Source organism: Nonomuraea sp. NPDC005650 (assembly GCF_040605375.1).
GTDB lineage: Bacteria > Actinomycetota > Actinomycetes > Streptosporangiales > Streptosporangiaceae > Nonomuraea.
Map to the genome: position 1 here is coordinate 429,262 of NZ_JBEXCR010000003.1, position 20,930 is coordinate 450,191.

19 protein-coding genes and 1 pseudogene are annotated in these 20,930 nt (G+C 71.6%); 12 read left to right on the forward strand and 8 right to left on the reverse strand.

Going from position 1 to position 20,930, the window contains the following annotated elements:
* Window positions 1–25 precede the first annotated feature (25 nt).
* Genes ABZS69_RS07460 through ABZS69_RS07470 form a run of 3 tightly spaced genes read right to left on the reverse strand, consistent with a single transcriptional unit; the run spans window position 26 to window position 2,816 of the window.
* A complete protein-coding gene (locus ABZS69_RS07460; RefSeq protein ID WP_355368046.1) occupies window positions 26–1,276 on the reverse strand; it encodes a bifunctional RNase H/acid phosphatase in 1,251 nt (416 codons plus the stop codon).
* Window positions 1,273–2,013 (reverse strand): C4-type zinc ribbon domain-containing protein, encoded by a 741-nt coding sequence (locus ABZS69_RS07465; RefSeq protein ID WP_355368049.1) that lies wholly within the window; start codon window positions 2,011–2,013, stop codon window positions 1,273–1,275. Before ABZS69_RS07465 ends, ABZS69_RS07460 begins: the two co-directional genes overlap by 4 nt.
* 2 nt (window positions 2,014–2,015) lie before the next feature.
* Window positions 2,016–2,816 carry a Nif3-like dinuclear metal center hexameric protein gene (locus tag ABZS69_RS07470; RefSeq protein WP_355368052.1) on the reverse strand — a complete coding sequence of 267 codons (801 nt, stop codon included), beginning with the start codon at window positions 2,814–2,816 and terminating at the stop codon, window positions 2,016–2,018.
* Between the two features lie 94 nt (window positions 2,817–2,910).
* Here ABZS69_RS07470 and ABZS69_RS07475 point away from each other — a divergent pair, with 94 nt between their 5' ends.
* From ABZS69_RS07475 to ABZS69_RS07505, 7 genes and pseudogenes are all read left to right on the forward strand, one after another.
* Window positions 2,911–4,359: an NAD(P)/FAD-dependent oxidoreductase gene (locus tag ABZS69_RS07475; RefSeq protein WP_355368055.1), complete on the forward strand. Its 1,449-nt coding sequence runs from the start codon at window positions 2,911–2,913 to the stop codon at window positions 4,357–4,359.
* A 46-nt stretch (window positions 4,360–4,405) separates the two neighbouring features.
* On the forward strand, window positions 4,406–5,152 hold the full coding sequence (locus tag ABZS69_RS07480) for a GNAT family N-acetyltransferase (RefSeq protein ID WP_355368058.1): 747 nt from the start codon (window positions 4,406–4,408) through the stop codon (window positions 5,150–5,152).
* A 66-nt stretch (window positions 5,153–5,218) separates the two neighbouring features.
* Window positions 5,219–6,649 (forward strand): Nramp family divalent metal transporter, encoded by a 1,431-nt coding sequence (locus ABZS69_RS07485; RefSeq protein ID WP_355368061.1) that lies wholly within the window; start codon window positions 5,219–5,221, stop codon window positions 6,647–6,649.
* 173 nt (window positions 6,650–6,822) lie between these two features.
* Window positions 6,823–7,599 (forward strand): annotated as a pseudogene (locus ABZS69_RS07490) (zinc-binding dehydrogenase); the annotation flags it as partial.
* Window positions 7,600–7,608: 9 nt separating this feature from the next.
* A complete protein-coding gene (locus tag ABZS69_RS07495; RefSeq protein ID WP_355368328.1) occupies window positions 7,609–8,508 on the forward strand; it encodes an NADP-dependent oxidoreductase in 900 nt (299 codons plus the stop codon).
* A 17-nt stretch (window positions 8,509–8,525) separates the two neighbouring features.
* Window positions 8,526–9,506, forward strand: a complete 981-nt coding sequence (locus ABZS69_RS07500) for a YafY family protein (RefSeq protein WP_355368064.1) — start codon at window positions 8,526–8,528, stop codon at window positions 9,504–9,506.
* 34 nt (window positions 9,507–9,540) lie between these two features.
* Window positions 9,541–10,662 (forward strand): C45 family peptidase, encoded by a 1,122-nt coding sequence (locus tag ABZS69_RS07505; RefSeq protein ID WP_355368066.1) that lies wholly within the window; start codon window positions 9,541–9,543, stop codon window positions 10,660–10,662.
* Here the strand turns inward: ABZS69_RS07505 and ABZS69_RS07510 are convergent.
* The 3 genes from ABZS69_RS07510 to ABZS69_RS07520 are packed head-to-tail and all read right to left on the reverse strand — an operon-like array spanning window position 10,644 to window position 14,311.
* Complete coding sequence (locus tag ABZS69_RS07510) at window positions 10,644–12,131, reverse strand: AMP-binding protein (RefSeq protein WP_355368069.1); 1,488 nt, start codon at window positions 12,129–12,131, stop codon at window positions 10,644–10,646. The two genes, ABZS69_RS07505 and ABZS69_RS07510, sit on opposite strands and share 19 nt — an antisense overlap.
* The gene (locus ABZS69_RS07515) at window positions 12,132–13,148 is read right to left on the reverse strand and encodes an acyl-CoA dehydrogenase family protein (RefSeq protein WP_355368072.1); all 1,017 of its coding nucleotides are present in this window, start codon (window positions 13,146–13,148) and stop codon (window positions 12,132–12,134) included. It lies immediately after the preceding gene.
* Window positions 13,145–14,311, reverse strand: a complete 1,167-nt coding sequence (locus ABZS69_RS07520) for an acyl-CoA dehydrogenase family protein (protein ID WP_355368075.1) — start codon at window positions 14,309–14,311, stop codon at window positions 13,145–13,147. Before ABZS69_RS07520 ends, ABZS69_RS07515 begins: the two co-directional genes overlap by 4 nt.
* Before the next feature lie 159 nt (window positions 14,312–14,470).
* On the opposite strand from ABZS69_RS07520, the gene ABZS69_RS07525 reads away from it, so the two are divergent.
* From ABZS69_RS07525 to ABZS69_RS07535, 3 genes are all read left to right on the forward strand, one after another.
* Complete coding sequence (locus tag ABZS69_RS07525; protein WP_355368078.1) at window positions 14,471–15,808, forward strand: HAMP domain-containing sensor histidine kinase; 1,338 nt, start codon at window positions 14,471–14,473, stop codon at window positions 15,806–15,808.
* 82 nt (window positions 15,809–15,890) lie between these two features.
* On the forward strand, window positions 15,891–16,490 hold the full coding sequence (locus ABZS69_RS07530; RefSeq protein ID WP_355368081.1) for a TetR/AcrR family transcriptional regulator: 600 nt from the start codon (window positions 15,891–15,893) through the stop codon (window positions 16,488–16,490).
* Between the two features lie 63 nt (window positions 16,491–16,553).
* On the forward strand, window positions 16,554–17,513 hold the full coding sequence (locus tag ABZS69_RS07535) for a diiron oxygenase (protein WP_355368084.1): 960 nt from the start codon (window positions 16,554–16,556) through the stop codon (window positions 17,511–17,513).
* Here the strand turns inward: ABZS69_RS07535 and ABZS69_RS07540 are convergent.
* A complete protein-coding gene (locus ABZS69_RS07540; protein WP_355368087.1) occupies window positions 17,510–18,025 on the reverse strand; it encodes a class I SAM-dependent methyltransferase in 516 nt (171 codons plus the stop codon). The genes ABZS69_RS07535 and ABZS69_RS07540 overlap by 4 nt on opposite strands.
* Before the next feature lie 52 nt (window positions 18,026–18,077).
* Here ABZS69_RS07540 and ABZS69_RS07545 point away from each other — a divergent pair, with 52 nt between their 5' ends.
* Entirely contained in the window at window positions 18,078–18,749 is a 672-nt protein-coding gene (locus ABZS69_RS07545) for a copper resistance CopC family protein (RefSeq protein ID WP_355368090.1), read from the forward strand.
* Window positions 18,746–19,777 carry a CopD family protein gene (locus tag ABZS69_RS07550; protein WP_355368093.1) on the forward strand — a complete coding sequence of 344 codons (1,032 nt, stop codon included), beginning with the start codon at window positions 18,746–18,748 and terminating at the stop codon, window positions 19,775–19,777. The genes ABZS69_RS07545 and ABZS69_RS07550 overlap by 4 nt, the downstream gene beginning before the upstream one ends.
* Here ABZS69_RS07550 and ABZS69_RS07555 read toward each other — a convergent pair.
* The gene (locus ABZS69_RS07555) at window positions 19,735–20,916 is read right to left on the reverse strand and encodes a hypothetical protein (RefSeq protein WP_355368096.1); all 1,182 of its coding nucleotides are present in this window, start codon (window positions 20,914–20,916) and stop codon (window positions 19,735–19,737) included. The genes ABZS69_RS07550 and ABZS69_RS07555 overlap by 43 nt on opposite strands.
* Window positions 20,917–20,930 lie beyond the last annotated feature (14 nt).

The following is a 20,930-nucleotide window of genomic DNA, read 5'->3' on the forward strand; positions in this document are numbered from 1 at the left end:
GTACCAAGCTCCGCGGCATTCCCCGTCAACGGCGCAGATGCGAGGTGTCGTTGAACGATTTCACCACGGCCGGGCCGTCCGCGTAGTACTCGATCAGCGACAGGCATGCCACGTCGAGGTGCATGCGGTAGAGGGACTCCAGAGGGGCCAGCATGGCCTGCCTCAGCAGCATCTTGATGGGCGTCACGTGGGAGATCGCGAGGACGGTCTTGCCCTCGTAGCGCTCCACCAGCCGCTCCCCCGCCGCCTGGACGCGGCGTGCGACGGTGGCGAAGCTCTCGCCGCCCGGCGGCGCGGTCTCCGGGTCGGCGAGCCAGGCGGAGAGCTCGGCGGGCCAGCGGCGCTGGACCTCGGTGAACGTGTGGCCCTCCCAGTCGCCGAAGTCGAGCTCCCTGAGGTCTTCGTCCACCTCGACGTCGAGCCCGGTCCGCCGGGCGACCGCCTCCGCGGTCTGCCTGGCGCGCTTGAACGGCGAGCTGACGATCACATCCAGCCGGTACGGCTCGCGCGACAGCCGTTCGGCGGCCGCCGCGGCCTGGGCCAGGCCGTTGGGCGTGAGCTCGGCGTCGCCCCTGCCCGAGAACCGGCGTTCCACGGACAGCGCGGTCTCGCCGTGCCTGAGCAGGAGCAGGGACGTGGCCACGCGGGTGGGCGGGGCCCAGCCGGTGCCCTTGGCGCCGCCCGTGGCGGTACGTTGCTGGGCCGTGGCGATGGAGGCGGTGGGGGCCGAGACCTCGGTGATCGTGCCGATGTCGAGGAGGTCTGTCTGGCGCGCGGTGGGTGCGGGTGCGACCTGGTCTCCGGGTGCCGGCGCTTCCCGCGCGTCCGGGCGGGTGGTGCCGCCGGCCTTCCAGGCCAGGCCCTTGGCGGCGGCGTCCATGGCCTCGTTGGCCAGGCGGTCGGCGTGCTTGTTGCGCTCGCGGGGGATCCAGGTCCACTCCGTCACCCGCAGCCGCCTGACCAGCGCCCCGGCCTCCAGCGCGAGCGGCCGCAGGCCCTCGTTCTTGATCTTCCAGCGGCCCGCCATCTGCTCGACGACCAGCTTGGAGTCCATCCGCACGGCCACCGCCGAGCCCTCGCCGCCCAGCCTGAGCACGGCCTGCAGGCCGGCGATCAGGCCGCGGTATTCGGCGACGTTGTTGGTCGTGACGCCGATGGCCTCGGCCGCCTCCGCCAGCACCTGGCCGTCGGAGGCGTCCATGACCACCGCGCCGTAGCCGGCGGGGCCCGGGTTGCCGCGCGAGCCGCCGTCCGCCTCGATGACGTAAGAGGTCACAGGCCTGACTCTGCCGTACGTACGAGGATGCGCCGGCACTCCTCACAACGGAGCACCTCGTCGTGGGGCGCGGCCTTGATGCGGTTCATCTCGGCGATGGACAGGGCCACCTTGCACCCCTGGCACCGGCCGCCGCGCAGCATCGCGGCGCCCACGCCGTACTGGTCCTTGAGCTTCTGGTAGAGCGCGAGCAGGTCGGCGGGGATCTCGCCGGAGACGCCGGAACGGCGGCCCTGGACCTCCCCCGCCTCCTTGTCGATCTCCTTGAGCCCCTCGTCGCGGCGGGCCTCGGCGGCGGAAAGGGCGGTGGCGAGCTCGTCACGTTGCGTCACCAGGTCGGTGACCTTGGTATCGGCGGCCTCCTTGCGCTCCATGATCTCCAGGACGACCTCCTCCAGGTCGCCCTGGCGCCGCTGCAGCGAGGTGATCTCGGACTGCAGGCCGGCCAGGTCGCGCGGGGAGGTCACGGCGCCGGAGTCGAGGCGCTTCTGGTCACGGTCGGCACGCGTGCGCACGGCGTCGACGTCGCTCTCCGCCTTGGTCTGCTCGCGGGCCAGGTCGCCGGCCTCGGTCTCGGCCTCGATCACCTGCGTGGCGACCTTGGCGAACAACTTCGACCGCTCGTCGATCTCGGCCAGCTCGGGCAGGGTGCGGCGACGGTGGGCCAGCCGATCAATCACCGAGTCGAGCTCTGCCAGGTCGAGCAGTCTCTTCTGAGCCTCAGGGGCTGCTTTCATGATCAATATCCTTTTGTCCAAGCATCGGTGACCGTGGCGGAGACGCGCGTTTCAACGGTAACGCCACTCGAGTGCAGGATGGACGCCGCGCTGTCGAGCCAGGGCCACTCGGTCGCCCAGTGCGCGGCGTCGATCAGCGCGGGCCCGCCCGACTCCACGAACTCGCTCGCCGGATGATGCCGCAGATCCGCCGTCAGGAACACGTCGACCCCGGCGGTCTTGGCCGCGCCGAGTAGGGAGTCGCCGGCGCCGCCGCTGACCGCGACGCGGGTGACGGGGCGGGTGAGATCGCCCGCCACGCGGATGCCCCCGGACGTGTGGGGCAGGCCCTTGGCCGCCTGCGCCGCGAACTCGCCCAGCGTCATCTCCGAGGGCAGCTCGCCGATGCGGCCCAGACCCCGCCACGGGTCGTCCGGGAACGGCTGGAGCGGCACCAGGTCGCCGGTCAGGCCCACGGCCGCGGCCAGGGCGTCGGACACGCCGGGGTTGGCCACGTCGGCGTTGGTGTGGGCGGTGAAGAGGGCGATGTCGTTCTTTATCAGGGTGTGGATCAGGCGGCCCTTGGGCGTGGTCGCGGCCACGCTGGTGGTGCCGCGCAGGTAGAGGGGATGGTGGGTGACGATCAGGTCGGCCCCCCACTCCAGGGCCTCCTCGGCCACGGCCGCCACCGGGTCGACCGCGAACAGCACCCGGCGCACCTCCTGGGCCGGATCTCCGCAGACCAGCCCCACGGCGTCCCACGACTCGGCCCGGGCGGGCGGGTAGGCCGCCTCGAGCACCTCGATCACGTTCGTCAACGACACAGCAGCCACCTGCGCAGACTATCGGCATGGGAGAGGGTGTCGCTGGAACGGCGTTCGGCGTACTGTAAGTGAATCCTGACCTGCGGAGGACGGCATGTCACCAAGCGTCGCGATCATCGGAGCGGGGTTCGGCGGACTGTGCATGGCGATCCAGCTCGAACGGGCCGGGATCCACTCCTACACCGTCTTCGAGAAGGCGGACGACCTCGGGGGCACGTGGCGCGACAACAGTTATCCCGGGGCGGGGTGCGACATTCCCTCGCATCTTTACTCGTATTCATTCGAGAAGTACGCGAGCTGGACCCGCCGCTACCCAGAACAGCCCGAAATTCTTGGATATCTTGAGCATTGCGCCAATAAATACGACGTCAGGCGAAAAATCCGGTTCGGGGTAGAAGTTCGGCGTGCTGACTTCGACGGCACCAGGTGGCAGGTGACGACCGGCGACCGGACCGAGCCGTTCGACGTGGTCGTCGCGGGAATGGGCCAGCTCAACCGCCCCCGCCTCCCCGAGATTCCGGGAATGTCGGACTTCGGGGGTGTCTCCTTCCACTCCGCCCGCTGGAACCACGACCACGATCTCACCGGCCGCCGCGTCGCGGTGATCGGGAACGGCTCGTCGGCGGCCCAGCTCATCCCGCGCGTCGCGGAGCGGGCCGAGCGCCTGCACGTCTTCCAGCGCACCCCCAACTGGGTCATCCCCAAGCCGGACGCCGCCTTCGGACCGCTGGCCAAGCTCGCCTTCCACTTCGTCCCCGGCCTCCAGCGCGCCTACCGCGAGTGGCTCTACCGCTACGCCGAGGCCGCCCTCTACCCCGCGCTCGCCCAGGGCTGGAGCGCGGACCTGCTCAGGAAGCGCGCCCTGCGGCACCTGCACGACCAGGTGCCCGATCCGGCGCTGCGGGCCAAGCTCACCCCCGACTACCCGCCGGGCTGCAAGCGGGTCGTCATCGACAGCGCCTTCTATCCCGCGCTGACCAGGCCCAACGTCGACGTGGTGACGGACAAGGTCGTACGGATCACGCCCACGGGCATCGAGACCACCGAGGGCCTGCACGAGGTGGACACGATCGTCTACGCCACCGGCTTCAGGACCACCGAGTTCCTGGCGCCCATGGAGATCACCGGGCGCGACGGCCGCACGCTGGCGGAGCAGTGGGAGGGCGGCCCCGAGGCGTACCTGGGCATCTCCGTGCCGGGCTTCCCCAACCTGTTCCTTCTCTATGGCCCCAACACCAACCTCGGCCACAACTCCATCGTCTTCATGATCGAGTGCCAGGTGGAGCACATCATGTCCTGCCTGCCGTACCTGTCCGCCAACGGGCCGATCGAGGTGCGGCCCGAGGTGATGGCGGCCTGGCGCGGCCAGCTCGACGCGGCGATGGCGCGGATGGTGTGGGGCGGCGGCTGCCAGAGCTGGTACAAGACGGCCGAGGGCCGCGTGACGAACAACTGGCCGGGCCCCACCACCCTCTACCGCCGGCTCGCCGCCAGACCCCCGGCCCCCGCCTACCGGCCCGTCGGCCTGCGGACGCCCGTATGAGGCGTCCCCACCGGGTACGGCCCCGCCGGCGTGCGTAAATGGAGGGGTGAACGGTGGTGTGAAGATCAGGGAGTTGCGGGAGATCGACGAGTTCGAGGAGGTCTACCGGCTCTTCGACGACATCTGGCACCCGGCGCCGCACAACCCGCCCGTGACCGTGGAGCTGATGATCGGGTTCGCGCACACGGGCAACTACGTGGCGGGGGCGTACGAGGGCGGCAGGCTCGTGGGCGCCTCGGTCGGGTTCAGGGCGGCGGACCGGACGCTGCACTCGCACGTGACCGGCGCCGTCATCGGCAGGGGCATCGGCCACGCGCTCAAGTCGCACCAGCGCGATTGGTGCCTGGAGCAGGGGCTGGAGCGGATCACCTGGACGTTCGACCCCCTCGTCCGCAGGAACGCGCGCTTCAACCTGGTCAAGCTGGGCGCCATGCCGGAGGCGTACCTGGAGGACTTCTACGGGAAGATGGCCGACGCGATCAACGAGGGGGACGCGTCCGACCGGCTGCTGGCGGTGTGGCGCATCACGGAGCCGGCGAAACACGACGAACCGCCACCCGCCGACGTGCTCCTGGCGGACGAGGGCGGCCGGCCCGTGGCCAAGGAGGCGCGGGGCGGCACGGTGCTCGTGGGGACGCCCGCGGACGTCGAACGGCTGCGCGGCGAGGACCCGGCGGCGGCCGCGGCGTGGCGGCTGGCGGTGCGCGGTTCGCTCGGCAGGCTCATGAGAACGGGCTGGCGGGTCGCGGGTTTCACGGACCGGGGAGAATACGTGCTGTCGCAGGTTAACTAGGTATTCCACAAAAGTTTCGGGTCTCTGTAATGTGGCGGTCAGGCAACGCTTAGCAAGGAGATCCGCATGGCGGAGTTCACCCCGACCGTTCCTGCGCGAGTCCTACCGTCCGTCGCCGTCCGCGATCTGCCCGACCCGCCCCGATCGACCTGGCGCATCATCGGCCCGGGGCTGGTCGGCGCGGGTGTGGGGCTGGCGTCGGGCGAGTTCATTCTCTGGCCGTACATCGCCTCCCAAGTCGGGCTCGTCTTCATCTGGGGAGCCGCGATCGGCATCATCACGCAGTGGTTCCTGAACATGGAGATCGAGCGCTACACGCTGGCCACCGGCGAGACGGCGCTCACCGGGTTCAGCCGGATGTGGAAACACTGGGGCCTGGTCTTCGTGGTGATGACGCTCTGCTCGAACCTCTGGCCCGGCTGGGTCACCACGTCCGCGACGATGGTGACGTACCTGACGGGGTCGGGCGCGGACAGCGTGCGGTGGATCGCCATCGGCATGCTCGTCGTGATCGCGCTCGGCCTGACGCTGGCGCCGGTGATCTACACCGCGCTCGAACGGGTCATCTTCGTGAAGATCATCCTGGTGATCACGCTGATCGTGGTCGCGGCGCTGTTCGCGATCAACGCCGAGAGCTGGGTCGAGCTGGGCAAGGGCCTGACCGTCGGGGCCCGGCTGCCGGTGCCGGCGCTGGAGTTCTCGGTGCTGATGGGCGCCATCGCCTACGCCGGCGCGGGCGGCGGCCAGAACCTCTGCCAGAGCAACTGGATCCGCGACAAGGGCTTCGGCATGGGCCAGTACGTGCCGCGCCTGGTCAGCCCGGTGACCGGCCAGGAGGAGGCGGCCGCCTCGACCGGCTTCCAGTTCGCGCCCACCAAGGAGAACCTGGCGCGGTGGCGGCAGTGGTGGCGCTTCGCGAACATCGAGCAGGCCTGGACGTTCGCCGTGGTGTCGTTCGTGACGATCGCGTTCATGTCGATGCTGGCCTACTCCACCGTGTTCGGCCGGCAGGGGCTGGCCAACGGCATCCAGTTCCTGCAGGTCGAGGGCAAGGTGCTGCAGGAGGTCGTCGGCCCGTGGTTCGGGGTGCTGTTCTGGGTGATCGGGGCGCTGGCGCTGTTCGCCTCCGCCATGGGCATCGTCGACTACACCTCGCGGCTGGCCTCCGACACGATCAAGACGGTCTACCTGCGTGACAGGCCGGTCTCGGTGAACCGGGTCTACTTCTACACGGTCTGGGCGATGGCGCTGATCGGGATCGCGGTCTTGCTGGCGGGCTTCGACCAGCCGCTCATCCTGCTGGTGTTCTCGGCGTGCTTCGCGGCCGTGATGATGTTCGTCTACTCGATCCTGCTGATCATCCTCAACCGGCGGTCGCTGCCCGAGCCCATCAAGGTGCGCTCGTACCGGCTGGGCGCGCTGATCTGGTCGGTGGCCTTCTTCGGGACGCTGACCGTGCTGGTCGTCATCCAGCAGGCGCAGAAGCTGTTCGGCTGATCGGCGACCTGCCCCGAGTTGACCTCAACCTGACTTGAGGTTACAGACTCGGCCGCATGAACGTTATCGAGGTGACGAGGTTCGGCGGTCCCGAGGTGCTGGAGCTCCGGCGGGCGCCGGAGCCGGAGGCCGGCCCGGGGCAGGTGCTCATCGGCGTGTCGGTGGTGGACGTGATGTCGCTCGACGCGCAGCTGCGGGCCGGGTGGGGGCGGGAGTGGTTCCCCGGCGAGCCGCCGTTCGTGCCCGGCACCGGCGTGGCCGGGCGGGTGCTGTCCGTGGGCGACGGGGTGGACGGCGCGTGGGCGGGGCGGCGGGTGGCCGCGTTCCTGCCCGGCGGCGGCGCGTACGCCGAGCGGGTCGTCGCCGACGTCGAGACGGTGGTCGAGGTGCCCGGCGAGGTGCCCCTGTGGCGGGCGGCCGCGCTGCTCCAGGTCGGGCCCGCGGCCCTGAGCCTGGTGGCGGCGGCGGAGCTGAAGCCCGGGACGCGGGTGCTGGTCACGGGGGCCGGCGGGGCGCTGGGGCTGCCGATCGTGGGACTGGCCGGTGCGGCGGGGGCCGAGGTGACGGCCGCCGCCCAGGGCGCGGCGAAGCGGGCGGCGGCCCTCGGCATGGGCGCGGCGCGGGCCGTCGGCTACGACGAGCTCGGCGGGCCCTTCGACGTGGTGTTCGACGGGGTGGGCGGGGAGGTCGGCGGCGCCGCGTACCGGCTGGTGGAGCCCGGCGGCACGTTCTTCGCCTACGGGGTGCCCAGCGGGTCGACCGCCCGGATCGAGCCCGGGGCGGCGCGGGTGGTGGGCATGGAGCAGGTCCAGTTCGCCCCGGACGAGTTCCGGCGGCTGGCCCGGCAGGCGCTGGAGGACGACCGGCTCGCGACCGTGGTGGGGCTGGCGGTGCCGCTGGAACGGGCGCGCGAGACCCACGACGCCCTCCGCAACCGCGAGCTGGTCGGCAAGGCGGTCCTGCTCGTCACCGCCCAGGCCGCCCGCTACCGCGCCCACGGCGGCCCGGAGGTGCTGGGTCTGGAGGAGATCCCGCTCCCCCAGCCCGGCCCTGGGCAGGTGCGGATCGCGGTCAGGGCGGCCGGGGTGAACCCCATCGACTGGAAGCTCCGCCGCGGCTTCATGGGCGCGCCCCCCGACGAGCCCCAGGGCACCGGGCTCGAACTGGCCGGGACGATCGACGCCCTCGGCCCCGGGGTGACCGGGTGGCGGCTCGGGGACCCGGTGTTCGGGCAGGTCCAGGCGGGGGCCGCGGCCACGCACGCGATCGCGGAGGCGGGCGCGCTGGCCGCCAAGCCGGACGATCTGACGTACGAGGAGGCCGCCGCGCTGCCCGTCGCCGTCGAGACGGCCCGGCGCGCGCTGGACGGGCTGGGCCTGGAGGAGGGCCACACGCTGCTGATCCACGCGGTCGCGGGCGGCGTCGGGCTGGCCGCCGCGCAGCTCGCCCTCGCCGGGGGCGCCCGGGTCGTCGGGACGGCCGGCGAGCGCCACCACGACTTCCTCCGCGGCCTCGGCGTCCACCCGGTCACCTACGGCGAGGGCCTGGAGGAGCGCCTCCCCGGCCCCGTCGACCGGGTGCTGGACGCCTCGGGCCGGGGCGAGCTGGAGCTGTCGGTGAAGCTGGCCGGCGACCCCGCCAACGTGATCACCATCGCCGACCGGGCCGGCGCGGCCAGGCTCGGGGTGCGGTTCTCGTCCGGCGGCGGCGCGAAGGGGCCGGTACGGCACCAGAACGTGCGGATCCCCATCGCCGAGTCGTTCCCCCTGGAGCGGATCGCCGACGCGCACCGGCTCAGCGAGGACGGCCACTTCCTGGGCAAGATCGTGGTGAACACGGAAGGAACCTTGCCGCGATAGCGGGCACACTGGTCTCCATGCTGGACACCTCGGCCCGCCTCCTGAAGCTTCTGTCCCTGCTCCAAGCACACCGGGAGTGGACGGGCCCCGAGCTGTCGTCCCGGCTCGGGGTCTCCACGAGGACCATCCGCAACGACATCGAACGCCTGCGCACGCTCGGCTACCCCGTGCACGCCACGCCCGGGGTCGCGGGCGGCTACCGGCTGGGCGCGGGGGCGGCGCTGCCGCCGCTGCTGCTCGACGACGAGGAGGCCGTCGCGGTGGCGGTCGGGCTCGGCCGGGCGGCGGGCGGCGGCGTCGAGGGCATCGAGGAGACCTCCGTGCGGGCCCTGGCCAAGCTGGAGCAGGTGCTCCCGTCCCGGCTGCGCCGCCGGGTGAACGCGCTCAACTCCTACACCGTCCAGATCCCGGGCAACGCCCCCGCCGTGCCGCCCGAGGTGCTGACCACGATCGCGAACGCGGCCCGCGACCACGAGCGGCTGCGCTTCGACTACACCGGCCACGACGGCGGGACGACCGTGCGCAACGTGGAGCCGCACCGCCTGGCGCACCGGCGCGGCCGCTGGTACCTGGTGGGATACGACGTCGAACGGCAGGGCTGGCGCACGTTCCGGGTTGACCGGGTGCGCCCGCGCACGCCGGCCGGGCCGCGCTTCACCCCGCGCGAGCCGCCGGAGGACGGCGACGTGGCGGCGTACGTGGAGAAGGGCGTCAACACGGCGATGTGGCGCTACCGGGCCACGGTGCGGGTGCACGCCCCGGCCGGCGAGCTGGCCCGCCACCCGCTGGGGCTGGAGGTGGAGCCGGTGGACGAGACCACCAGCCTGGTCAGGCTGGGCGGCGACGACCTGGACGGCATGGCCGCGTGGATCGGGTTCATGGGCGCGGACTTCGAGGTGCTCGACCCGCCCGAGCTGGCCGAGGCCGTGGAGAGACTCGCCGAGCGCTACCGGCGGGCCAGTCGGCGAGCCTGTCGGCGGACGGTCAGCGAACGGTAGGGCCTTGGTCAGCGGTCGGCCCCAGGCTCGGGACATGAAGAACATGACGCGGGTCGCGGGCGGCAAGGACGACTTCCAGCTCGTGCACCACCTCACCCTCAAGGGCAGCCAGTACGAGATCGGCAGGGCGCTCACCGAAGAGGCCCGCCGGCTGGGCTGGGCCCCCACGCCGGCCCACCCGGCGGTGAACCGGGCCCGCAGGACGTGGTTCGAGCGGCACTGGCCGCAGCACCACGCCCGCATGGACGGCGCGGCGGCGGCCCTGGGCCTCGACCCCGACCAGGACGAGCTGGCCCTCGACGGGCTGAACTACGTCCCCGAGGGCTCCGGCTGCTCGGCCCTGTGGATCCCGCCGTCGGCCGCCACGGACGGCCACGGCCGGATCGGCCGGAACTACGATTTCTTCCCCCTGACCACCAGCGAGGTGATGGGCACCGCGCCCGGCCCGGACGAGCTGCCGATGGCCTCGCGCCCCTACGTGATCACGACGGTGCCCGACGACGGGCTCGCCTCCACCGTGATCACCATGTCGGACCTCGACGGCTGCATGGACGGCGTCAACTCGGCCGGCCTGGCGGTCACGCTGCTGGTGGCCGACTTCGAGACCGCCGCACCGCCGGTGGACGTCTCGCCGCAGGTCGGGGTGGGGAGCGTGCAGCTGCCCAGGTTCCTGGTCGACACCTGCGAGAACGTCGAGCAGGCCAAGCAGGCGCTCCTGGGCGCCAAGCAGTACGACCACGGCACGTCCCTGCACTACCTGGTGGCCGACGCGAGCGGGCAGGCGTTCGTGTGGGAGCGCGGCAGGGACGGCGGCGAGCACATCGTCGAGCTCGGCGACGGCCCGCTCTGCGTCACCAACCACCTGCTGCACCGCCACCCCGACCCGATGAACCTGCCCGAGGACACCCCGGGCAGCTTCAGGACCTACGAGCGGCTGCGCACGCTGTACGAGCGCAGCAAGGGCGCCGCCGTGTCACCGCCGCAGCTGCGCGACACCCTGCGCGCGGTCCGGCAGGCCGAGGACCCGGCCCTGCCGTTCCGCACGTTGTGGACGACCGTCTTCGACACCGCCGACCGCACCCTGTCGGTCCGCTTCTACCTGGGCGACGGCCGCGGCTACAGCGACGAGCTGGTGTTTCACGCCTCGGACAGGTAGTCCTCGCGCACTCTGGAGCGCGACAGCTTGCCCGTGGGCGTGCGCGGCAGCGGGGAGCGGTATTCGATCGCCTTCGGATGCTTGAACCTGGCGATGCGCGGCCCGCAGTGCTCCAGCAGCTCGGCGGTGAGTTCGGGGCCGGGCGTGACCCCTTCGGCGGGCTGGACGAGGGCGACCACGTTGTGGCCCCACTCCTCGTCCGGCACTCCGATGACGGCCACGTCCGCCACCGCCGGGTGTTCGAGCAGGGCGGCCTCGATCTCGGCGGGGTAGATGTTCACCCCGCCGGAGACGATCAGGTCGGTGCGCCGGTCGCACAGGTACAGGTAGCCGTCCTCGTCGAGGTATCCGATGTCGCCCGGCGAGTACCACTCCCCCAGCATGCTGGCGGCCGTCTTCTCCGGGTCCTTGCGGTACTCGAACGTGCCCATGCCCGACTTAACGTAGATCAGGCCGGGCTCGCCGACCGGCAGCTCCGCGCCGTCCTCGTCCACGATCTTGGCCTCGAACGAGGGCGCCGGCCGCCCCACCGTGCCCGGCCTGGCCAGCCAGTCGTGCGGCTTGACCGCGAACGCGATCGTCGACTCGGTGGAGCCGTAGTACTCGTAGAGCACCGGCCCCCACCAGTCCATGATCTGCTGCTTGACCGCGACGGGGCAGGCGGCGGCGGTGTGGATGACCTGGCGCAGGCTCGACACGTCGTACTTGCCCCTGATGTCCTCCGGCAGCTGCAGCATGCGGTGGAACATGGTCGGCACCATCATCGCGTTGTTGACCCGGTAACGCTCGATGAGCTCCAGGATGGTCACCGGCTCGAACTTGGGCGCGACGACCACGGTGTGCCCGAAGTGCAGCGCGAACTGGGTGTGCGCGCACGGCGCCGAGTGGTACATCGGCGAGGTCACCAGGTGGACGTCGTCGCCCGGCCTGAGGTCGACCACCTCGCCGAGGAACCAGTGGTAGGCGGGCACCATCTGCTCGGGCTCGACGCCCGGCAGCGGCCGCTGCACGCCCTTGGGGAAGCCGGTGGTGCCGGAGGTGTACCACATGACCGCCCCGGACGTCCGCTCGCCGGGCGCGTCGGCGGGCTGCCCCTCGGCCAGCCCCGCCGTGCCGATCTCCCCGCCGGGCACGGCGAAGTCGGGGCCGGTGACCACGACCTTGGCGTCGCAGTCGGCCAGGATGTACGCCACCTCGGAGGCCGTCAGGTGCCAGTTGATCGGCACGTAGTAGAGCCCGATCTGCGCGGTCGCCAGGATCATGACGATCGCGTCGATGCCGTTGGGCAGCACGCCCGCCACCACGTCGCCGGTGCGGAGCCCGCGGGCCCGCAGGCCGTGGGACACCTGGTTGGCCCGGGCGAGCAGCTCCCCGTAGGAGGTCCTCGTGCCGTCGGCGTCGATCACCGCGAGGCGGTCGGGGTCGGCGGCGCCGATGGCGTAGAAGCCGGGCATCTGGCTGACGTCCATTTAGAGCTCCAGCAACTCTGCTAGCCGGGTGCGATGGATGCGGGGCGGGCCGAGCAGCACCTCGTCCGCCTTGGCCCGCTTGTAGAACAGATGCGCGTCGTGCTCCCAGGTGAAACCGATGCCGCCGTGCAGCAGCAGGTGGTCGCGGGCCACCTCGAAGCAGGCGCGGCCGACGTACGCCTGGGCGAGGGCGGCGGCGCCGGGCAGCTCGTCCGGCGACTCGTCGGCGGCCCAGGCGGCGTACCTGACGATGGACTCGGCCTGCTCGAGCTTGCAGTGCATGTCGGCCAGCTTGTGCTTGACGCCCTGGTAGGAGCCGATGAAGCGGCCGAAGGTGACGCGGATCTTGGCGTAGGCCACGATGGCGTCCAGCGCCGCGCGCATCACGCCCAGTTGCTCGGCCGCCAGCGCCACGCAGAGCCGGTCGCCTACCTCGGGGGCCGGGCCCAGCACGCGGGCGGGCGCGCCGGCCAGGACCACCCGCGCCTGGCCGCGGGTCGGGTCGAGCGTCTCCAGCGGGGTCCTGGTGACGCCTGGCCCGGCCAGCTCGACGGCGACCAGGAGCTCGGCGTCGCCACTGCGCGCGGGCGCCACCAGCACGTCCGCCTCCATGCCGCTGAGCACCTGCGCCAGAGTGCCGCTCGCGACCGGGCCGTCGAGGTCGAGCGGGGCCTGGGCGAGCGTGGCCGTGGTGCGGCCCTCCGCGACGGCGGCCAGCAGCTCCTTGTCGGGCGCGCGGGTCAAGGCGATCGCGGCGAACGCGGTGGCCAGGAACGGGCCGGGCAGCAGGGCCGCGCCGGTCTCCTCCAGGGCGACCGCCAGCTCGGCCAGGCCCGCGCCCGCGCCGCCGTACTCCTCAGGAACGATCAGGCCCGACAGGCCCAGCTCGCCGTTGAGCCTGGCGTACACCTGCGGGTCGTAGCCCTGCCGCACCTTGGGCAGCGGCGAGGCGACGCGCAGGAAGGCGCGCACGGCCTCGCGAAGCTGCCGCTGCTCCTCATCGAGTACGAGCTTCACCCCTGCGTCCCCACCTTCAGGTCCTTGAACGGCACGGTCTTGTCCACCCGGGGCTCCGGCGGCAGGTTGAGCACGCGGTCGCCCACGATGTTGCGCATGATCTCGTTGGTGCCGCCGCCCAGCGCCATGGCCGGGGCCAGCGAGATCGCGTGCGCGAGCGGGGAGTCGCCCAGGACGGCCTCCGGGCCCACGAGCCGGGTGGCCAGATCGGCCCGGAACATGGTCAGCTCGGCCAGCAGCAGCTTGGCCGCGCTGCCCCGGGCGCCGGGGAAGATCCCCGCCTCGGTCTCCTGGGCCAGACGCTGGTTGAACAGCGCCAGGGCGCGGCCGCGGATGTGCAGCTCGACCAGCTCGTCGCGGACCAGCGGGTCGTCGGTGTCGACCACCCGGCGCAGCGCCTCCAGCGAGGCCGGGTCCTCCTTCTGGCCGCTCATGCCCACGCCCGCGGAGATCGACAGCCGCTCGTGCAGCAGGGTCGTGACGGCCACGCTCCAGCCGTCGTTGACCTCGCCCACGCGGTGCTCGTCGGGGATGGGGACGTCGTCGAAGAAAATCTCGTTGAAGTTGGACCTGCCGGTCATGTCCTTCAGCGGCCTGACCGTGACCCCGGGGTGGCGCATGTCCACCACGAACATGGTCAGCCCCTTGTGCTTGGGCACCTCCACGTCGGTGCGGGCCAGCAGCAGGCCCCAGTCGGCGTGGTGGGCGACCGAGGTCCACACCTTCTGGCCGTTGACGATCCAGTGGTCTCCGTCGCGCTCGGCCTTCGTCTGCAGGCTGGCCACGTCGCTGCCCGCGCCCGGCTCGGAGAAGAGCTGGCACCAGATCTCCTCGCCGCGCAGCAGCGGCCGGACGAACCGCTCGCGCTGGGCGTCGGTGCCCCGGTCGACCAGCGTGGGCCCGGTCATGCCGAGACCGATCGAGAAGACGTACGTGGGGAGCGTGAAGTCGCGGGCCTCGGCCGCGAACGCGCGCTCCTCCGCCTGCGTCAGCCCCTGGCCGCCCCACCGCTCCGGCCACGTGATGCCGGAGTAGCCGGCGTCGTGGAGCTTGGCCATGAATTCCTTGGCCCGGGCGACCGCGTCCGCCCCGGGCCGGTCGTCGGCCGGGACGTTCTCCTGCAGCCAGGCCCTGGCGGACCGCCGATACTCAGCAAGGTTCACATCGACTCCTTGGCATCAGTGCCCACTTACTCTAGTCAGGCGACCGGATGCCGCATAGAGCACCTCTCCGCAGCACTTTTAGCGTGATTTGTCCGTGAATCTCCGTTAATTGGATGCGGAGCCACGTACTGTGATCATCTGATCACGGGGGGATTGGGTGTGATCGAACGGCTGGGCCGATCCATTCGCGCGCGCCTGGCGCTGTTCGCCAGCGTCGCCATGGCACTGCTGTGCCTGGCGGCAGGCGCGCTTTCCCTGTGGGTGGGACACAGGACGGCCGTCGACATCCGCACGAAAGAGGTGACCAGCGCCGCGCTGCACGTCGGCCACGACATCCAGCGCAACCATATGCACCCCCTGACGGGCTTCGATCTGAATGGCCTCCAGGTCGTCGACTCGACCGGCCGGGTGGTCGCCTCGACGCCGAACCTGGAGGGCGTGCCGCGCCTGACCACCGTGGTGCCCGACCCCAGCAGCCCCAGCCGCACCGATGTGCTGTGCCGGTTGCCCCAGCTCGACGACGACTGCCACATCACGGCCTCCGTCCGGGTCTTCGACGAGAGCGGCGACTGGTTCGTCTACGCCTACGACGCCACTGTGCCCTGGTACATCCACCCGTACGTGATCGCCGTGCTGGCCCTGGTGAGCGCGGCGCTGGTCGCGATCACCTGGTTCGGCGTGTCCAAGGTGGTGGCCAGGACGCTCGCGCCGGTGAACCAGATCACCAGGCAGCTGACCGACATCAGCTACCGCGACGAGATCATGCGGGTGGCCGTGCCCGAGAAGGCCGAGGAGATCAAGGCGCTCGCGGAGGCCGCCAACCGCACGCTCGCGAGGCTGGAGGCCGCGATGGACCAGCAGCGCCGGTTCGCCTCCGACGCCTCGCACGACCTGCGCAGCCCGATCACCGCCATGCGCGCCGAGCTGGAGTCGGCCATGCTCGCCCCCGACGAGACCGACTGGCGCGAGACCGGCGGCAAGCTGATGGCCAGCCTCGACCGCCTCCAGAACATCGTCGCCGACCTGCTGACACTCGCCAGGCTCGAAGCGGGCGCCCCCTCGCGGCTCGAATCCGTCGACCTTGCGGAGCTGGTCGCCGCCGAGACCACCCGGCCGCGGTCGAAGAAGATCGTCACCGCGCTGCAGCCCGGCGTGGTCGTCACGGGCGACCGGCTCAAGCTGGCCCGCCTCCTGACGAACCTGCTGGACAACGCCGAGCGGCACGCCGAGAGCACGATCATCGTGACCCTGCGCAGGAACGAGGAGGCCGTGCTGGAGGTGCTCGACGACGGCGCGGGCATCGCGCCTGACCAGCGCGAGGTGGTCTTCAGGCGCTTCACCCGGCTGGACGCCTCGCGCAGCCGCGACGCCGGCGGCACCGGGCTGGGCCTGCCCATCGCCCGCGAGATCGCGCAGGCCCACCACGGCACCCTCAAGATCGAGGACTCCGACACCGGCGCGCGCTTCGTGCTGCGATTGCCGATACGAAAGGAGTGATTGTGGGTATGAGAAATTTTCCGCCCCTTGATGGACTCATGGGCGCGCACGATTACCGGACATGGGAGGTGAGTTACTCGCTGTGACTTCAGGGTTCAGCCGATTACGGCGTGAGGATTTACTGAAGACGGCCTGCGAGGTCATCGCGGAACGTGGGTTCGGGCACACCCGGACCATTGACATCGCCAGGGCCGCCGGAGTGAGCCAGGCGCTGCTGTTCTACCACTTCGAGACCAAGGATCGGCTGTTCGCCCAGGCCTTCACCTACGCCGCCCGCCAGCACCTCCACTCGCTCGAAGACATCGACGAGGCCAAGGGCCCGCCGCTCGAACGGCTGCGCACCATGCTCAGGCTCTCCTCCCCGGCGATCCCCACCGAGGGATGGCGGCTGTGGATCGACGCGTGGTCCGAGGCGATGCGCAACTCCGAGCTGGAGGAGATCTCGCGCCGCATCGACTCCCGGGGCCGGCTGGTGCTACGCGCGATCATCGAGGCGGGCGTGGCGTGCGGCGAGTTCAAGTGTGAGGACCCCGACGGATCCACGTGGCGGATCCTCGCGCTCGTGGACGGGCTCGCGATCCAGACACACGTGCATCCCAGGGCGCTGACCAGGCGCAAGGTGAACACGCTGATCCGCACGACCGCCGCGGCCGAGCTCGGGCTCTCCCCGGAAAACCTGTGACCCTCCCCTCTTCCGACGCTATTGGATGCTCCGTACAATTAGCGGCGAGGAGAGGAGCACGTGATGGCATCCGCACCGAGCTCTGCCACCGCCCGCGAGCGCGACGAGCCGGTCGCCGGCAGGAGCGCCTACCGAGCGGTCATCGAACGCCTCTCGAAGGCGTCGGTCGACAAGCACTGGGAGCCGTACCGGGACATCCCGTGGGACGACCCCGAGTTCGCCGTGGACCCGGCTGATCCGCGCTGGGAGCTGCCGGAGGTCGACAAGCTGGGCGGCCACCCGTGGTACCGCAGCCGCCCGCCCGAGGTGCGGGCGGCGATCGGGCTGTGGCGGGTGGCCACCGCGATGAAGGTCGGGCTGCAGTTCGAGAACCTGCTCAAGCGCGGGCTGCTCAACTACGCCTACCGGCTGCCGAACGGGTCGCCGGAGTTCCGGTACGTGTATCACGAGACCATCGAAGAGGGGCATCACGGGATGATGTTCCAGGAGTTCGTGAACCGTACCGGCTTACCGATCCGCGGGATGCCCGGCCCGCTGTCGGTGATCGCGCAGGTGGCGCCGTGGATCCCGCTGATCTCGACGGAGCTGTTCTTCGTGTTCGTGCTCGGCGGCGAGGACCCGATCGACCACGTGCAGCGCAAGGTGCTGAAGGACGAGCGGGCGCATCACCCGCTGGAGGAGACGATCATACGGATCCACATCGCGGAGGAGGCCAGGCACATCTCCTTCGCCCGCCACTACCTGCGTAACCGGGTGCCCCGGATGCCCGCCTACCGGCGGCTCCTGCTGGGGGTCATCTCGCCCGTCATCCTCGGCGTGATGGCCCGGATCATGCTGGCGCCCCCGGGGCCGATGATCCGGCGCTTCCGCATCCCGCCCCACGTGGTGGCCGAGGTCTATCTGCGCAATCCCGCCGCCAAGCGGGAGATCCACGACTCGGTGGGCAGGACGCGCGAGCTGTGCGAGGAGATCGGCCTGATCAACCGGTTCACCCGGCGGATCTGGCGGGCGATGGGCATCTAGCCGTTCGGCCGGCGGGCGATCAGCACCTCGGTGACCTCGGTGTACTCCCACCTGCCCGCGGGGTTGAGCGCGAGCAGCGCCTTCCTGGCCGCCTCCTTGAACGGCTCCAGCCGGTCGCCGAGGCGGGCCGGGGCGCTGTAGGAGTAGGAGAGCTGCAGGCCGATCACGGCGTCCAGGTCGTATGTCAGGCGGTGCTCGTACGTGGTGGCGTCCACGTCGCCGAACGCCGGGAGCTCGCGCAGCGTCGTCGAGTCGCCGCGCAACCACCGGATGTTGCGGGCCCGCGCCGCCAGCCGCCGGCCCGTCTCCAGCATCTCCTCGTCGGGATCGACGGCCAGGACCTCGCGCACGCCGCGGGCCAGCGGGATCGCCACCGTGCCCGGGCCGCAGCCGAGGTCGAGCACGGTGCCGTCCGCGCCGAACGTCTTCGCCAGCCGCTCGATGGCCGAATCCCCGTGGCCCGGACGGTACTTGGCGTAGTAGGGGGCCGCGCCGCCGAACAGGTCTGCCATGGATGGGACCATATACGGGTTCGATGTCGTCGTTGCTGGAAGGTTCGGATCTTTGAGGCGGCTACTCACGGTCCTGCTGCTCGCCTTCACCGCCGCTGGGATCGCTGTTCCCGCGGCGCAGGCGCACAACGTGCTGGTCTCCAGCGACCCCAAGGACGGGGCCACGCTGACGGCCGCGCCCGCGCGGGTCACGCTGGTGTTCGACCAGGCGGTGCGGCAGGGGTACGCGCAGGTGGGCGTGACGGGCCCGGACGGGTCCTCGTGGGCGGACGGGTCCGCGGAGGTGGCCGCCGAGCGGGTGTCCGTAGGGGTCAAGCCGCTGCCGGCCGGGGGCGCGTACACGGTGGGCTACCGGATCCTGTCGGCCGACGGTCACCCGGTCACCGGGAAGATCACCTTCACCCTCTCCTCTGGCGCCACCGGCGCCGGCGTCCCGGCTGACGGGGCCACCGGGCCGGCGGCGCGCGACGCGAGCGCGGAGGCCGCCGAGGCCGCGGCCAACGGCGGCGCGGGCATGGCGGTGGTGTGGATCGTGGGCGCCCTGCTCCTGCTCGCCGCCGGCACGGCGGTGGCCCTGCGCCGCCCCCGCCCGGCCGCGGAGACGCCCGCCCCGGGCGCGGCCGGAGAGGCCCCGGCTGAGGCCGCCCCCGCCCCCAGCGCGGCCGGAGAGGCCCCCGCCGAGGGGGATCGGTCCGGCGCCTCCGGCGAAGGGGCACGGGCATGAGCGTCGCCGCGCCGCCCCTCCCCCGCCGGCGCGTCGGCGGGAGGCTGGTCGTCGGGGCGTTCGGCGTCTGCGCGGTCGTCGCCGCCGTCGCGGCCAGCACGTTCACCGCGCAGGAGTCCGTCCCCGGCATCCCCATGCCCGGCCCGCTGGTCTCCGTCGGGCTGCCGGTCGTGCGCGTGCTGCTCGACCTGGCCGCCGTCGCCGTGGTCGGGCTGAGCCTGCTGCCCAAGCTGCTCGGGTTCGACGCGCCCGAGCGGACCGAGCCCGTCATGCTCCGGGTGCGGCCGCTGGCCGTGCTCGCCGCCTGGGCGTGGGCGATCTGCGCGCTGCTCACCATCGTGTTCCAGACGGCCGAGCTCAATCCCGGCAGCGTGCCGACGTTCGGGATGATCGCCGCCTACGTCGAAACCGTCGGCACCGGCCAGGGGCTGCTGTTCAGCGCGGCGTGCGCGCTGGCGGCGGCGGGCATCGGGCTCATGGCGGTGCGCTTCGGCGAGAAGGTGCCCGCCGAGCTGCGGGTGATCGTGGCGCTGTTCGGGCTGCTGCCCATCCCCGTCACCGGGCACGCGGTGAACTCGATCTGGCACGACCCCATCATGGTCTCGATGGAGATCCACGTGATGGGCGCGGCGGCGTGGACGGGCGGGCTGGTGGCCACGGCCGTGTTCCTGGCGCCGCATCGGGAGCTGCTGGCCGTGGTGCTGCCCAGGTTCTCCAGGATCGCCACGGTGTGCCTGCTCCTGGTCGGGCTGTCTGGGCTGGTCAACGGGCTCGGCACGATGGCGCTCACCCCCGGCGTGACGCTGCCCGACGCGCTGCTGACCAGCCACTACGGCTTGCTGGTGGTGACCAAGACGGTCCTGGTGGCCGCGCTGGTGCCGCTGGCCGCCCACATCCGCTTCCGCCTGATGCCCGCCGTGCGCGAAGGCCGGGCCACCGCCCTGGTGGGCTGGGCGGCGGCCGAGGTGGGCGTGATGGGGCTGGCCTACGGCGTGGCGGTGGCGATCACCCGGGCCTCGATCGGCTGAGCCGCGCGCCGCCTGCCGGCCAGCCATTCGACCGCCAGCCAGACGACCAGCAGGCCGAGCCCCGCCCAGAGCGCCGACGACGTGGCGAGCGGGGGCGCTCCGAGCAGCCCCTTCTGGTCCTTGATCGCGCTGTAGACGCCGCCCATGACCGCGTTCTGCGCCACCAGCGCGCCGTAGGCGGCGGCCGTGGCACCGGCGGCGCCGAGCACGGCCCGCACGTACGGCAGGCGCACCAGGAACGCGAGGTCCACCACCAGCCCCGCAACGACCAGGAAGAACGGCACCGCCGACGGCGGGAACGCGGTGAACGTCAGCAGCGGCCAGAGCACTGTGCGGACCCCCACGTAGGCCGCCGCCACCAGCGTGGCCGCCCCGAACCTGCCGATCAGCGCCCTGGCCGCGACCAGCACCGACACCCCGACGACCACCGCGTAGACGGGGTAGAGGAAGTCGGGGACGGGCAGCGAGAACGCCTCCATCATCGCCCGGTCGACCGGCCGCTTCATCTGGTCGGCCGCGAACTGGAGCAGGATCGGCTCGGCGTAGGTCGCGTGGTTGTCCCAGGCGCCGATCGACAGGATGCCGTACTCCTGGTGCTGCTCGGGGAAGTGCACGTTCTCCAGGAAGAACGCGAGGAACGCGCCCAGCACGACGGTCCGCTCCCGCCCCGGCGGCGCCCCCATGAACCAGCCGCGGATCACGCCCGCGATCATGAAAAACGTTCCAAGGTAGAGCATGATGTGCGACGGGCTCCACGAGGTGATGTCGAGCCCGTTGACGCGGTGGTTGATCAGGTCGAGGGGGACCGCGACCAGGAAGATCCCGGTGCCCCACTGGATCAGCCGGAGCGCCGCCTTGTCCACGCCGTAGCCGGTGTAGCCGTGGATGACGGTCAGCGCGACGGCGATGGCCGTGCCGGCGGAGTTGAGCAGGTGGGGCGGGGCGAGGTCATCCCGCAACCACTTGAAGTGCCATGAAACGTCCCACGCCGAGCCGAGCAGCTTGAGCGTGAACGCCGCCAGCCAGCCGAAATAGAGCACCCTGAACAGATCCTGCGGCGTCTCACGCCCCGCCTGGCCCCTGGTCCAGTACGGCAGGGCCCACGCTGCGGCCCTCTTGAGAGATGCTGGAGACTTCACGGGACTGAATCTTA

What these genes read in the sequence shown, in the direction of transcription:
- ABZS69_RS07465 (WP_355368049.1), bottom strand. Translation starts at nt 2,013, where the DNA reads ATGAAAGCAGCCCCTGAGGCTCAGAAGAGACTGCTCGACCTGGCAGAG.
- ABZS69_RS07475 (WP_355368055.1), top strand. Translation starts at nt 2,911, where the DNA reads ATGTCACCAAGCGTCGCGATCATCGGAGCGGGGTTCGGCGGACTGTGC.
- ABZS69_RS07485 (WP_355368061.1), top strand. Translation starts at nt 5,219, where the DNA reads ATGGCGGAGTTCACCCCGACCGTTCCTGCGCGAGTCCTACCGTCCGTC.
- ABZS69_RS07500 (WP_355368064.1), top strand. Translation starts at nt 8,526, where the DNA reads ATGCTGGACACCTCGGCCCGCCTCCTGAAGCTTCTGTCCCTGCTCCAA.
- ABZS69_RS07505 (WP_355368066.1), top strand. Translation starts at nt 9,541, where the DNA reads ATGAAGAACATGACGCGGGTCGCGGGCGGCAAGGACGACTTCCAGCTC.
- ABZS69_RS07510 (WP_355368069.1), bottom strand. Translation starts at nt 12,131, where the DNA reads ATGGACGTCAGCCAGATGCCCGGCTTCTACGCCATCGGCGCCGCCGAC.
- ABZS69_RS07535 (WP_355368084.1), top strand. Translation starts at nt 16,554, where the DNA reads ATGGCATCCGCACCGAGCTCTGCCACCGCCCGCGAGCGCGACGAGCCG.
- ABZS69_RS07540 (WP_355368087.1), bottom strand. Translation starts at nt 18,025, where the DNA reads ATGGCAGACCTGTTCGGCGGCGCGGCCCCCTACTACGCCAAGTACCGT.
- ABZS69_RS07550 (WP_355368093.1), top strand. Translation starts at nt 18,746, where the DNA reads ATGAGCGTCGCCGCGCCGCCCCTCCCCCGCCGGCGCGTCGGCGGGAGG.